Source organism: Pseudonocardia sediminis, assembly GCF_004217185.1.
Classification (GTDB): Bacteria; Actinomycetota; Actinomycetes; order Mycobacteriales; family Pseudonocardiaceae; genus Pseudonocardia; species Pseudonocardia sediminis.
The window spans coordinates 5,002,997-5,015,625 of sequence record NZ_SHKL01000001.1 but is presented as its reverse complement, the minus strand read 5'-3'; the positions used below and the strand labels follow the sequence as shown (position 1 = coordinate 5,015,625).

Below are 12,629 nucleotides of genomic sequence, written 5' to 3'. Positions count from 1 at the left end.
GCGCCACCGTGCCCCTGCGAGCGCCGTCCGTGGTGATTCAGCCGAATGCGCTATTTCGTAAGTCTGTCCGGACCAGTTCTCACCTGGTCGGATCCTTAGAGTTAGTCCATTCGGCGTATGTGACGACGATGTCCACCGGGAGGCGTGATGGTCGAGACCACACCGTCGTCGCGCCCCCGCGGGCGTCACCGCCGTCCTCCCGGGGCGGGCGGGCCGCGGGCGCTGATCGCGACCGTGCAGGTGCTCGGGCTCGCGGTGTGGTTCTCCGCCTCGGCGGTGGTACCCGACCTGAAGGCCGAGTGGGGCATCAGCTCGACGACGGCGACGTGGCTGACCTGCACCGTGCAGCTCGGCTTCGCGGCGGGGGCGGTGGCGTCGGCGGCGCTCACCCTGGCCGACCGGATCCGCCCGGAACGCCTGCTCGGGATCTGCGCCGCGTCGGCGGCGGCGTGCACGCTGCTGCTCGCGGCCGTCGCCGACGGGCCCGCGGTCGCACTCGTCCTGCGCACGCTCACCGGGGTGTTCCTGGCCGGGGTCTACCCGGTCGGGATGAAGCTGATGACGTCGTGGTCGGGACCCGCCCGCCGGGCCCGCGACCTCGGCGTGCTCGTCGCCGCACTGACCGTCGGCTCGGCCCTGCCGCACGTGTTCAGCGGCATCCCCGGCCTGCCGTGGCGCGGGGTCCTGGTCGGGGCCGCGATCGCGAGCGCCGCCGCGGCCCTGGTCGCGGTGGTGTGGCTGCGCCCGGGCCCGCTGCTGGCCCCGGCCCCGCCGCCGGACCCCCGCTACGCCGCCCGGATGCTGCGCGAGCGGGGGCCGCGGCTGGTCGTGCTCGGCTACCTCGGCCACATGTGGGAGCTCTACGCACTGTGGACCTGGATGGGGTCCTACCTGGAGGCCGGCCGCTCCGCCGACGCGTTCGGGGTGCGCCCCGACGTCGTCGTGTTCGTCGCGGCCGGGCTGGGCGGGGCGCTGGGGTGTCTGGTCGGTGGCCGGGCCGCCGACCGGTGGGGCCGCGCGCGGACGGTGGTGGTCGCGCTGGTCGCGAGCGGCGTCTGCTGCCTGCTCTCACCGCTGATGGCCGGGGCGGGGCCGGTCGTGGTGGCGGTGTTCTGCACGGTGTGGGGCGCGGTGGCGGTCGCGGACTCGGCCGTGCTCACCACGTCGATGAGCGAGGTCGCCGACAAGCGCTACGTCGGGACGGCGCTGACCGTCCTGACCGCGCTCGGGTTCCTGCTGACGGTCGCGAGCATCCAGATCGTCCCCGTCGTGGCGGAGCTGCTGGGCTGGCCCGCAGCGCTGGCCGTGCTGGCGCTCGGGCCGATGGTGGGGGCTCCGGCGATGCTGCGCGTCCGCGGGCTGGGTACGGGCTCGGCCGCGAACCGGGTGTCGTCCGCCGCGGCGTCACGGCCGGTCGCGGAGCCGGAGCCCGAGATCGCCGTTCCGGAGCCGGTGGTGGTGGGGGTGCGGCGGCGTCCGACGCCGGACCCGGGCGAGCCCACGACGGAGATCGACCCGGTTCCGGACGGATACCCGACGGTCGAGATCTACCGTGCGCTGCGCCGGAGCCCCGACGCCCCGACCGGGCACGACCCGCGGTTCGCCCGGGAGGTCGCCGAGGCCCTGCCGCCGGCCGGGGCCGATGGCCGGGAGCGCTCGGAGCCGGGCCGTCACGCGGTGCGCCCCGGGCCCTGATCGGAGCGCCCGGTCCGCCTGACCTCCGCCCGCCCGGATCTCGGCCTGCTGATCGGGCCCGGGGAGGTGTCTTCGCGAGAACGCCTCACGAACTCAGCGACTCCGTGAGCGATTTTCCGGAGAGCAACCTCCGGGCGGGACCGCACGGGCGGTGTCCCGCGACGCGGCCGGCACGTGCCGGCCGCGCGGCCGTCCTCAGGGCCGGATGTTCTCCAGGTCCTCGAGGAGGCCCGGGTGCGTCGGCTTCCACCCGAGGACGTCGCGGGTGTGCGTGCTCGACGACGGCTGGTCCATGGCGAAGATCGGGCCGAACGGGCCGAAGTCCTCCTCGGGCACCTGCCGGACGGGCAGGTCCAGGCGCCGGCCGATGACCTCGGCCATGTCCCGCACCATGTCGCCCTCGTCGGCGACGGCGTGCCAGGCCGTCCCGGCCGGGGCCGACTCCAGGACCAGCCGGAACAGGACCGCCGCGTCGAGCGCGTGCACGGCAGGCCAGCGCTGGGTGCCGTCCCCGGGGTGGCCGGCCACCCCGGAGCGTCGCGCCTGGGCGGTGAGCAGCCCGGCGAACCCGCCGTCGCCGTCGTTGTGGCAGGTGCGCGGGATCCGGACGAGCGCGCTGCGTACACCGCGCGCGGACAGGTCGAGCAGGGCGTTCGCCGACCGGCCGCGGCCGCCCACGGGCCCGTCGGTGGCCAGTGGGTCGGCCTCGGTGCTGGCGCGGCCCGGAACCCACGGGGTGCCCGAGGCGGCGACGATCGGGCGGTCGCTCCCGACGAGCGCCTCGCCCAGCGCGGCGGCGGCCGCGCCCTCCTCGGCGATGGACCGCGCGAGCGCGTCCGGGGCGCTGTAGTCGCGTCCGAACGCCAGGTGGACGACGCCGTCGGAGCGTGCGGCGCCGGTCTGCAGGACGTCGAGGTCCGAGAGCTCGCCGCGCAGGACCTCGGCCCCGGCGTCGTCGAGGGACGTCGCGGACGCGTCCGAGCGAGCCAGCGCGAGCACGGTGTGGCCGTTGCCGAGCAGTTCGGCGACGACGGCGGAACCGATGGTGCCGTTGCCGCCGGTGACGAAGACGTGCATGGCGTTCTCCTGAATGTGATGGGACCTTTGTCCCGTCAACGTAGCACGGCGATGGGACAAAGGTCCCGTCACGTAGGATCGGCCCATGGGACGGTGGGAGCCAGGGGCGCGCGACCGGCTCGTCGTGGCTGCGGTCGACCTGTTCACCGAGCAGGGCTACGACGACACGACGGTCGCGCAGATCGCCGAGCGCGCCGGGGTCACGAAGAGCACGTTCTTCCGGCACTTCCCGGACAAGCGCGAGCTCCTGGTGGCCGGGCAGGAGACCCTGAGCGGGCTGCTCGCCGACGGGATCGCCGAGGCGCCGTCCGGGGCGAGCCCGCTCGCCGCCGTCGCCGCGGGCCTGGAACGCGCGTCGACCATGATGGGTCCGTCCAACCGGGAGCTCGGGCCCCGTCTCAAGGCGGCCGTCGCCAGCAGTGCGGAGCTGCAGGAACGCGACGCCCTCAAGAGAGTCGGGCTCGCGGCCGCCATGACGGAGGCGCTCGTCGCCCGCGGGGTCCCCGACCCGACCGCGCACCTCGCGGCCGAGCTGGGCGTCCTCGCGTTCAAGCGCGGTTACGCCGAGTGGTCCGAGGGCGACGGCGGCGAGGACCTCGCGCACCACGCGCTGGCCGCGCTGGAGGACCTGCGGCAGGCGACGGCGTCACTGGGCTGACGGGCCGGTGTGCAGTCGCGCCACGACGGCCAGCTCGTCCCGCTGGGCGACGGCCTGCGACGGCGTCATCGGGTCGCCGTGGCCGGGCGCGATCCTCGTCGCGCCGAGCGCGAGAAGTGCGTCGACGGCGGCGGGCCAGTCGGCGGGGTGTGCGTCCGGGCCGTGGCTGGGCGGGGCGCCGTTCTCCAGCAGGTCCCCGGCGAAGAGCACGGCGTCGTCGGGGAGGTGGACGGCCAGGTCGTGGCCGGTGTGACCGGGTCCGGGGTGGAGCAGGACGGCGCGGCGCCCGCCCAGGTCGAGCAGGGCCGTGTCGCCGGGACGCGGGCAGACGGGACGGTCGGGCAGCGGGGGATCGGTGGCCGCCAGCGCGTCGGCCGTCGCCGGGTCGCCGTGCTCGCGGTAGTACCGCACCCACTCCGTGCGCTGCTGCGCGGCCGTCGCGGAGATCGCCGCCGCGCACCCGGCCTGGGCGTACACCGGGACCGGCCCGAACGCGGCGGTGCCGAAGCAGTGGTCGAAGTGGGCGTGGGTGAGCACCACCGTCACCGGCAGGTCGGTCACCGCCCGGACCGCGGCGGCCAGCTCGGCGCCCTGGCGGGCGTCGCCGCGGGTGTCGACGACCAGGGCGCGGTCGGCGCCGAGGACGAGTCCGGTCGTCAAATCCAGCTCGTCGTGACGGCGTGCGAGCACCCCGTCGGCGAGCCCGACCCACCTTCCGTCCCCGGCGCTCACACCACCACCCGCATCGGACGTCCGCGGGCGTCGGTCTCGTCGCCGAGGATCTCGGCCTCGCCGCGCAGCCGGCGGGCGGCGGTCCAGCTCACGGCCAGGGCGTCGAGGACGTCGTCGAGGCGGGTGGGGCCGGGCAGGTCGGCCAGCGCGACCGCCGGGTCCACCCACCGGGCCAGGGCGGCGATCCGCTGGCCCAGCCCGCGGGCGGTCTTCTTCGGCACGAACTCGATGTCCGGCGCGAGGGTGCGCAACGACAGCTCCGGATGGGCCTCGACGACGGTGTCCGGGACGGCGTCGAGCGCGTCCCACTCACGGATCTTGGCCCCGATGTGGAACGTCTGCAGGCTGATCGCCTTCCCGGTGACCTCCCGCGCGACGACGCAGGCCTCGGCGTGGGTGCGTGCGGCGAGGACCTCCCGCGGCGGCGCCGGGAACACCGACGACCGGGCCCGGCCCAGTCGCGCCGCCGTCTCGACGTCGCAGGCCCGCCGTGCCGTCCCGGACGGCAGGCCGATCGGGATGTCGAGGCCCACCGCGTCGCAGTCCCGGGTCCGGGCGAGCACCGCGGCGGCGTCGGGCTCGACCGTCCACGACACCGTCACCTCCGGGGTGCCGGCGTCGCGCAGCACGCACACGACCCATCCGTCGGGGACCCCGTCCACACCCGCGACCTGCATGAGAGAGGATCCTTCCGTGCGCGTCTACCTGGGCAGTGACCACGCCGGATTCGAGCTGAAGGCGAAGCTGATCGAGCACCTGTCCGGGCAGGGGATCGAGACGGTCGACGTCGGTGCGCCGACGTTCGACGCGAGCGACGACTACCCGGCCTGGTGCATCGAGACGGCCCGTCAGGTCGTCGAGGACCCCGAGGGCCTCGGCATCGTGATCGGCGGCTCCGGCAACGGCGAGCAGATCGCCGCGAACAAGGTGCCCGGCATCCGCGCCGCGCTGGCGTGGAACGAGGAGACCGCGCGTCTGGCCCGGGAGCACAACAACGCGCAGGTCGTCGGCATCGGCGCCCGCCAGCACATGTTCGAGGAGGTGCTGGTGATCGTCGAGACGTTCCTGACCACGGACTTCTCCGGCGACGAGCGCCACCAGCGCCGGATCGACCAGGTCGCCGCGTTCGAGCGCACCGGCGAGATCGAGCTCCCGGCGAGCTGATGCCCGAGGGCCACACGCTGCACCGTCTGGCGCGGCTGCACCAGAAGCTGTTCGCCCGCCGTCCGGTCGCGGTGTCGAGCCCGCAGGGCCGCTTCGCCGACTCCGCCGCGCTGCTCGACGGCGCGGTGATGACCCGCGCCGAGGCGCACGGCAAGCACCTGTTCCATCGCTTCGGACCGGACCGGGTGGTGCACGTGCATCTCGGTCTCTACGGCACGTTCGTCGAGGCCGAGCTGGAGCCGGGAGGGATGCCGCCCGAGCCGCGCGGCCAGCTGCGGATGCGGCTCGTCGGCGAGACCCACTACGCCGACCTGCGCGGGCCGACCGCGTGCGAGCTGATCACCGGCGCCGAGGCCCGCGCGCTGCGGGCGCGGCTCGGGGAGGACCCGCTGCGCCGCGACGCCGACCCGGACAAGGTGTGGGCGCGGATCTCGCGGTCCCGCTCGCCGCTGGCCACGCTGCTGATGGACCAGGCCGTCGTCTCCGGGGTCGGCAACGTCTACCGCGCGGAGCTGCTGTTCCGCCACGGCCTGGACCCGCAGCTGCCGGGGACGCACCTCGACCGGGAGACGTGGGACGCGATGTGGACCGACCTCGTCGCCCTGATGCGCGACGGCGTCCGCAAGGGCCGCATCGACACCGTCGCGCGCGAGCACGACCCGCGCCGTCGCGGCGAGCCCGGCCGCAAGGACCGCCACGGCGGCGAGGTCTACGTCTACCGGCGCACCGGGATGGGGTGCCTGGTCTGCGGCACGCCGGTTCTCACGGCCACCCACCAGGCCCGCAACCTGTTCTGGTGCCCGACGTGCCAGCCCGCCGCCTGAACCCGGGACCGAAGCCGGATCCGGGCTAGGGTCGCGCACGTGGCCGAGCACAAACCGATCGAATGCTGGATGACCGACATGGACGGTGTCCTCGTCCGCGAGGGCCGTCTCGTCCCGGGCGCCGACACCCTGCTCGGGCGCCTGCGGGACAAGGGCGTGCCGTTCCTGGTCCTGACGAACAACTCGATGCACACCCCGCGCGACCTGCGCTACCGGCTGCAGGCCACCGGCCTGGAGGTGCCCGAGGAGGCGATCTGGACCTCGGCGCTGGCCACCGCGGCGTTCCTGCACGAGCAGCGCCCGGGCGGCAGCGCCTACGTGATCGGCGAGGCCGGGCTGACGACCGCGCTGCACGACGTCGGGTACGTGATCACCGACTCGAACCCGGACTACGTGGTGCTGGGCGAGACCCGCACCTACAGCTTCTCCGGGATCACCACCGCGATCCGGCTGATCGAGAACGGCGCCCGGTTCGTCGCGACGAACCCGGACGCCACCGGCCCGTCGCCGGAAGGGCTGCTGCCGGCGACCGGCTCCGTCGCCGCGATGATCTCCAAGGCGACCCGGACCGACCCGTACTTCGTGGGCAAGCCGAACCCGCTGATGATGCGCGCCGCCCTGAACCGCCTCGGCGCGCACTCCGAGTCGACGATCATGATCGGCGACCGGATGGACACCGACATCCTGGCCGGTCTCGAGGCCGGGATGCGCACGGTGCTGGTGCTCTCCGGCATCACCCAGGCCGAGGAGATCGACCGTTTCCCGTTCCGCCCGACCCGCGTGGTGTCCTCGGTCGCCGACCTCGTCGACGACGTCTGAGCCCGTCCGGACCGGCCGGGCGCTCAGCCGCCGTTGCGGTCGCCGTCCGGGTCGTGCTCGCCGTCGGCCGCGGAACGGTGCGGGCGCCAGCGCTGCAGCGACGGCAGGTGCGGTTCGATCTGGGCGAGACGGCGCAGGGTGACGGCCACCGTCGCCCGGCACTGCGCCGTCGGCGGGACGGTGATGGCGTCCGGGCCGTCCCCGCCGCGGACGGCGGCGACGACGTCGCGTTCGAGCTCGACCAGCTCGGGCGCGCCGAACTCGTCGAGGATCTCGGCGAACGCCGCGTCGGCCTCGGCGTCGAAGGCGTGCGGACGGCCGAGCGGGCCGAACAGCGGGTGCGCCGGGTAGAGGTGTGCGACCGGGACGTACCCGGCCGGGATCGGCACCGTCGAGGCGTGCGTGCGGCCGCGGGCGAGCAGGTGCGGCAGCAGGTGGGTGTGCGGGCCGTCGGGGGAGCGCCCGTCCGGCGGCGGGATCGGGGCGAACACCTCGGCGCGTCCGGCCGGTCCGCGGAACACCCGGTGCGGCGAGTCCGCGACCAGCGCGCCCGCCGCTCCGCTGTCGAACACCGGCGACCCGGCGAACCCGCGCAGCGTGGCCAGCAACGACGGGTCCGACGTCCGCACGCACGCCTCGACGGCCGGGGTGCCCAGCCCGAGGTCGAACAGCACGCCGTCGCGGTCCTGCGGCCGCACGGCGTCGTGGTCCGGGCCGAGCTCGGTCAGCACGGTCCGCGCCGGGCCCGCCTGCTCGACCGGTACGCAGAACGCCACGGCGTGGTTCCAGGCCAGGTCCGGGCCGGCCGGCGTGCGGTAGGCGACGGCGCGGATATGGGAGGGTGGCGACAGCGCGATCGCACCGCGGTCGGTGGCCCGGGTGCCGTCCACACCGGTGCACGGCTCACGCGGTTCCCGGACGAACTCGGCGATGGCGCCGAGCGTGCCCGTGCTCCAGCCCGCCCGGGTGTCGGTCAGGTGGCGGTGGACGAGCTGGCCCGGCCGGGTGATGGTCACCGGGGGAGAGTCGCAACCGATCGGCTCCCAGGCAAACGCGGGTCACGGTCGGGTTGCGAATGACACCGATGTAGTTACCCTCGAACACATGTACGCATCGCGAGAGACCGCCTGGTGCTCGTGTGCCGGGTGCGGGATCGAGGCCGAGCTGCCCGGGGACGAGACCGCGGGCGTCGACGTGCCGTGTCCCGACTGCACCACCCCGATGAACGAGATGTGGTCCTGGGACGACGCGGCCTGAGAGGGCGCGGCCCGCTCAGGGCGCCACGGGCAGGACGACGACGCTGATGTTGTCCCGGCCGCCCGCGTCCAGCGCGGCGCGGGTGAGCAGGTCCGCGGCCTCGATCGTCGAGCCGGCGGTGCGCACGGTCGCGGCCAGCTCGGCGGGCTCGGGCAGGTAGTTCCACAGCCCGTCGCTGCACAGCAGCAGGATCCCCGGGCCGTCCGGACGCAGGGTCGTGACGTCGGGCTGCGGGTGGTCCTGCGGGCCGATCCAGCGGGTGATCGCGTGCGCGCGACGGTCCCGGGCCGCGGCCTCGGCGTCGAGCAGGCCGAACGCCACCATCTCCACCGCCCACGAGTGGTCGCGGGTGAGCAGCCGTCCGTCGCCGTGGTCCGGTAGCCAGTAGGCGCGGCTGTCGCCGACCCAGCCGACGGTGACCTCGCCGTCGTCGACGTGCGCGGCGACGAGCGTGCAGGACGGCCCCTCGGCGCCGCCGCCCAGCCCGGCGACCGCCGACACCGCCGCGGAGACCGCGGCCCGCATCCGCAGACCCGGCGCCGTCGGCCCCGCACCCGGCTCGCACAGCAGGACGTCGAGCGTCGCGTCGGCGGCGGCGCGGGCGGCCTCCTCCGGGCGGTGGGTGCTCGACACCCCGTCGCAGACGACCGCGGCCTCCGGCCGGTCCCCGGCGGCGACCACCCGTCCGAGCGCGATGGCGTCCTCGTTGCGGCGGTGCGCCAGCCCGCGGTCGCTGACCCCGGCCAGCACGCCCAGGTCGACCTCGACCCGGTCCACCGACTCGCCGAGCCGCGCCCCGCAGGAGCCGCACCACTGGATCCCGGGTGCGCGGCCGGGCATCGACGGCCCGGGTACGCCCTCGCCGCCGCAGTCCTGGCAGGTCCGCGGGGGCTCGCCACCGGCCGTCACCGCCGTGGTGCCGCCACGCAGGATCCGGAGGTCCGTGCCGCAGGAGGGGCAGAACCGATCGCCGTACGGGACGGCCGCGGCGCACCGGCGGCACGCGTTCCGACCGTCGCCGTTCCGACCGTCGCCGTTTCGGGCGGCGTCGGCCAGCAGGCTGCCACCGTCGTCGGGCTGTCGATCGGTCATGCGACGCACCGCCTCCGCTGTGTGCGTACCCGCGGGCCCGTCGATGGGCGCATTCGGGGGAACGTGGCAGTCGAGGATAGCGATGGCGTCTCGCCGGACCACCGGGTGGAGGGGTGTGCTGCTCCGTCTCTGTGGTCGAGGGCTGGTCCGTGTGCGACCACGGGACGGGTGCGGACCGGTGCCGGACCCCCGCCCGGGTCAGACGAGGAAGCCCAGCTTCGAGTCCTCGCCCCGGCCCAGCGCCGCGATGTGCTCGTCCACCGTGGTCAGCGAATGCAGCTCCTCGCCCCGCGCCATCGCCTCGACCAGCGCCTTCTCGGCACGCTCGATCTCCTCGGCGACCGGCAGCGCCGCCTCCAGACGCGCGGCGGAGGCGATCAGCAGGCCGTCGTCGTCACCGGCCACGAGGTCACCGGGGGACACGGTGACGCCGCCGATCCCGACCTCGGTCCCGACGAGGCCCGGGTCGCGCGTCGAACCCGACGCGGGGCAGGTGCCGCGGGCGAACACCGGCAGGCCGATCGTGCGCAGGCCGCGCAGGTCGCGGCAGTAGCCGTCGACGACGATCCCGGCCAGCCCGCGCCGGGCCGCCTCGGTCGCGAACAGCTCACCGGACACGGCGCGCCCGCCGCCGTTCGTGGCCACCACGAGCACCGATCCGGGCTCGGCGGCGCGCAGGGCGGCGAACATCGGCAGGTGGTCGTCGTGACAGGTGACGGTGACGGCAGGGCCCACCATCGCCGTCCCGGGCAGCAGGGCCTGCAACGCCGGGTCGATGACCGGCAGGGTCTTGTCCGCGTCGCAGAGCGAGGACACCTGCACCGCGCGCAGCCGGTCGATCAGTTCGGTCATGGTGTGCCCTCCGGGCCCGTGCGTGGATGTCGCGGTCAGGGCGACGATATCCGCGCACGACCCACTCGCTCGTCCCGCAGGGCGCCGCGACGGACCTTCCCGGCGTCGTCGCGCAGCGGGTGGTGCACGAACTCGTAGGTCCGCGGCGTCTTGTACGGCGTCAGCCGCTCGGTCAGGTGTACGCGCAGGGCGTCCTCGACGACGCCGGGGTCGGCGTCCGCGGCGACGTGCACGATCGCGTGCACGACCTGCCCGTAGTCCGGGTCCGGCAGCCCGACCACCGCGCTGCCGAGGACGTCCGGGTGCGTCTCGAGCGCGCCCTCGACCTCGGCCGGGTACACGTTGGCGCCCCCGACCAGGACCATGTCCGAGCGCCGGTCGGCCAGATAGAGGTAGCCGTCGTCGTCGAAGCGGCCCATGTCGCCGAGGGACTCCCAGCCGTCGCGCTCGCGGGCCTGCGCGCCGAGGTAGTGGTACGTCGGACGCCCGTCGGCCGAGCGCATCCAGATCTCGCCGGTCTCCCCGACGGGCAGCTCGTGGCCGTCCTCGGGGTCGAGGACGCGCATCAGGCCACGGGTGACGCGCCCGACCGAGCCGGGGTGCGCCAGCCACTCGACGCCGTCGATCGTCGTCCCGGCCTGCGACTCGGTGCCGGAGTAGAGCTCGACCACCGTCTCCGGGCCCACCCAGTCCAGCCACGCGCGCTTGACCTCCGGCGGGCACGGCGCGCCGACGTGCAGCACCGTGCGCAGGCTGGTCACGTCCGCCGCGTCGCCCGCGCCGTCCGGCAGGCGCAGGATCCGGCTCATCATCGTCGGCACCACGTAGAGCCAGGTGACGCCGTGGTGCGCGATGAGATCGAGCGTGCGCTGGGCGTCGAAACGCTGCATGACGACCACGTGGTGGCCCTGCAGCAGCGCCATCAGCGAGAACATGTACGGCGCGTTGTGGTGCAGCGGCGCGGTGCACAGGAACACGCCGTCGCGGTCGATGCGCAGGCCGTCGACCCGTGCCAGGGCCTCCTCGATGCTGGCACGCTGACCGGCGACGATGACCTTCGGACGTCCGGTGCTCCCGCCCGAGGTCGGCGCCTTCCACGACGGCCCGACGACCTCCGGCAACGGCTCGGCCGATTCGCCGGAGGCGTCGTGGTCCTCGGGCAGCCAGGCCCGTCCCGGCGTCTGCAGCCCGACGACCAGCGCCGGGTCGGCGACCTCCAGCACGGCGTCGAGCTCACCGGGGGGTAGTCGGTGCGAGACCGGCTGCGGTACCGCCCCGAGCTTCCACACCGCCACCGAGCACTCGACGTGCCGGACCCGGTTCGGCAGCGCGATCGAGACCAGGTCCCCGGGTCCGACTCCCCGTGCGGCGAACGCCCGTGCCAGGCGGTTGGTGCGTTCGTCGAGCTCGGCACGGGTCAGCACGATGTCGCCGTCGGACACGGCGGGAGCGTCCGGATCGGTCCGTGCCAGCTCCCGGAGACGCGTCGCCAGGGGAGTGGAGGTCTGCTCGCCGGACATGGAGATCAGCATCGCCGACGATCCGTCGTCCGGCATCCGCGCGGGCGGGTGACACCGTCGGAACGCGCGCCGCGACCGCTGCCGCGCACCGAACCCGCGAACGCGCGCCCCGCGGCGTGCGCGTCGACGGGTTCGATGCGCGTCCCGACCCGCCTCACACCCCGGCGGCGCCCGCCCGGCGGATGTAGTCGATCTGCTCGTCGGTGGGGCCTCCGCGGGAGAGGACCTCCTCGGCGTTCTCGTCCCGCAACCGGTAGAGGCCCTCGCGCAGGCCCGGGTCCCCGCCGTGGAACGCCTCCAACAGCTCGGCCCAGCGCGTCGCGAGCGCCCGCACCCTCGGCGAGGCCGGGTCGGTGCCCGCGTCCATCTCGGACTGGACGGCCGCGATCAGTCCCGGCCACTCCTGCTCGGTGGCGCGGATGGTGTCCTCGCCCAGCTCCTCGCGTCGTGCCTCCAGCGCGGCGAGCTGCTCGTCGGTGAAGTAGTTGTTGAACGTCTCGGTCATCTTCGACACCTCGTCGATCAGTCCCATCAGGTCCGACGTTCCGGGCGCCCGGGCGCTCCGCAGCCCCGCGACCAGCGCCGCGAGCGTGGTGCGCAGGTCGCGCAACGCCGTCAGGCGCGCCTCGACCTGGGACAGGTGCGCGGAGAGGATCCCCTCGAGCCGGTCGCCCTCGGGGGCGAGCACCTCGGCGACCGCCTCCAGGGACAGCCCCAGCTCACGCAGGGCCACCACCTCGTACACCCGGCGGACGTCGCGGTCGTCGTAGAGCCGGTGCCCGGCCGCCGTCCGCCGCGAGGGCACGACGAGGCCGCGCTCCTCCCAGTGGTGCAGCGTCCGCACCGTCAGCCCGGTCTGCCGGGCCAGCTCGCCGACCTTCCATTCGGTCCGTTCCACCTCGGTACCCTTCTCGTCGGTCCGCCCCGTCGGAGCGGCAG

General features: G+C 74.8%; 14 protein-coding genes. 6 read left to right on the top strand and 8 right to left on the bottom strand.

Translation table 11 applies throughout. From position 1 onward, the window contains the following. The first annotated feature begins 147 nt into the window (after nucleotides 1-147). A complete protein-coding gene (locus tag EV383_RS23490) occupies nucleotides 148-1,695 on the top strand; it encodes an MFS transporter (protein WP_130291939.1) in 1,548 nt (515 codons plus the stop codon). 195 nt (nucleotides 1,696-1,890) lie between these two features. Here EV383_RS23490 and EV383_RS23485 read toward each other — a convergent pair whose 3' ends face one another. Then, nucleotides 1,891-2,772 carry an SDR family oxidoreductase gene (locus EV383_RS23485; RefSeq protein ID WP_130291938.1) on the bottom strand — a complete coding sequence of 294 codons (882 nt, stop codon included), beginning with the start codon at nucleotides 2,770-2,772 and terminating at the stop codon, nucleotides 1,891-1,893. Between the two features lie 85 nt (nucleotides 2,773-2,857). Between EV383_RS23485 and EV383_RS23480 the strand changes: the two genes are divergently transcribed. Then, entirely contained in the window at nucleotides 2,858-3,430 is a 573-nt protein-coding gene (locus EV383_RS23480) for a TetR/AcrR family transcriptional regulator (protein WP_130291937.1), read from the top strand. On the opposite strand, the gene EV383_RS23475 is transcribed toward EV383_RS23480, so the two are convergent. Together EV383_RS23475 and EV383_RS23470 are read right to left on the bottom strand one after the other, a co-directional pair. Beyond that, entirely contained in the window at nucleotides 3,419-4,162 is a 744-nt protein-coding gene (locus EV383_RS23475; protein ID WP_130291936.1) for an MBL fold metallo-hydrolase, read from the bottom strand. The genes EV383_RS23480 and EV383_RS23475 overlap by 12 nt on opposite strands. Further along, complete coding sequence (locus EV383_RS23470) at nucleotides 4,159-4,839, bottom strand: DUF429 domain-containing protein (protein WP_130291935.1); 681 nt, start codon at nucleotides 4,837-4,839, stop codon at nucleotides 4,159-4,161. The genes EV383_RS23475 and EV383_RS23470 overlap by 4 nt, the downstream gene beginning before the upstream one ends. A gap of 16 nt (nucleotides 4,840-4,855) precedes the next feature. On the opposite strand from EV383_RS23470, the gene EV383_RS23465 reads away from it, so the two are divergent. The 3 genes from EV383_RS23465 to EV383_RS23455 all read left to right on the top strand — a co-directional run bounded on the left by EV383_RS23465 (nucleotide 4,856) and on the right by EV383_RS23455 (nucleotide 6,969). Continuing rightward, nucleotides 4,856-5,326, top strand: coding sequence for a ribose-5-phosphate isomerase (locus EV383_RS23465; RefSeq protein ID WP_130291934.1), 471 nt, complete (start codon nucleotides 4,856-4,858; stop codon nucleotides 5,324-5,326). Then, nucleotides 5,326-6,150, top strand: a complete 825-nt coding sequence (locus tag EV383_RS23460; protein ID WP_130291933.1) for an Fpg/Nei family DNA glycosylase — start codon at nucleotides 5,326-5,328, stop codon at nucleotides 6,148-6,150. Before EV383_RS23465 ends, EV383_RS23460 begins: the two co-directional genes overlap by 1 nt. Before the next feature lie 69 nt (nucleotides 6,151-6,219). Beyond that, complete coding sequence (locus tag EV383_RS23455; protein ID WP_207223637.1) at nucleotides 6,220-6,969, top strand: HAD-IIA family hydrolase; 750 nt, start codon at nucleotides 6,220-6,222, stop codon at nucleotides 6,967-6,969. 23 nt (nucleotides 6,970-6,992) lie between these two features. Here the strand turns inward: EV383_RS23455 and EV383_RS23450 are convergent, their stop codons facing one another. Continuing rightward, nucleotides 6,993-7,985: a DUF6925 family protein gene (locus EV383_RS23450; RefSeq protein WP_130291931.1), complete on the bottom strand. Its 993-nt coding sequence runs from the start codon at nucleotides 7,983-7,985 to the stop codon at nucleotides 6,993-6,995. Nucleotides 7,986-8,073: 88 nt separating this feature from the next. Between EV383_RS23450 and EV383_RS31410 the strand changes: the two genes are divergently transcribed. Further along, nucleotides 8,074-8,226, top strand: a complete 153-nt coding sequence (locus EV383_RS31410) for a hypothetical protein (RefSeq protein ID WP_165438474.1) — start codon at nucleotides 8,074-8,076, stop codon at nucleotides 8,224-8,226. A 15-nt stretch (nucleotides 8,227-8,241) separates the two neighbouring features. Here EV383_RS31410 and EV383_RS23445 read toward each other — a convergent pair whose 3' ends face one another. From EV383_RS23445 to EV383_RS23430, 4 genes are all read right to left on the bottom strand, one after another. Continuing rightward, complete coding sequence (locus EV383_RS23445; RefSeq protein WP_130291930.1) at nucleotides 8,242-9,318, bottom strand: protein phosphatase 2C domain-containing protein; 1,077 nt, start codon at nucleotides 9,316-9,318, stop codon at nucleotides 8,242-8,244. 198 nt (nucleotides 9,319-9,516) lie between these two features. After that, entirely contained in the window at nucleotides 9,517-10,170 is a 654-nt protein-coding gene (locus EV383_RS23440; RefSeq protein ID WP_130291929.1) for an RraA family protein, read from the bottom strand. A 35-nt stretch (nucleotides 10,171-10,205) separates the two neighbouring features. Continuing rightward, nucleotides 10,206-11,702, bottom strand: a complete 1,497-nt coding sequence (locus EV383_RS23435) for an AMP-binding protein (RefSeq protein ID WP_242623265.1) — start codon at nucleotides 11,700-11,702, stop codon at nucleotides 10,206-10,208. A 142-nt stretch (nucleotides 11,703-11,844) separates the two neighbouring features. Then, a complete protein-coding gene (locus EV383_RS23430; protein ID WP_207223636.1) occupies nucleotides 11,845-12,588 on the bottom strand; it encodes a MerR family transcriptional regulator in 744 nt (247 codons plus the stop codon). Nucleotides 12,589-12,629 lie beyond the last annotated feature (41 nt).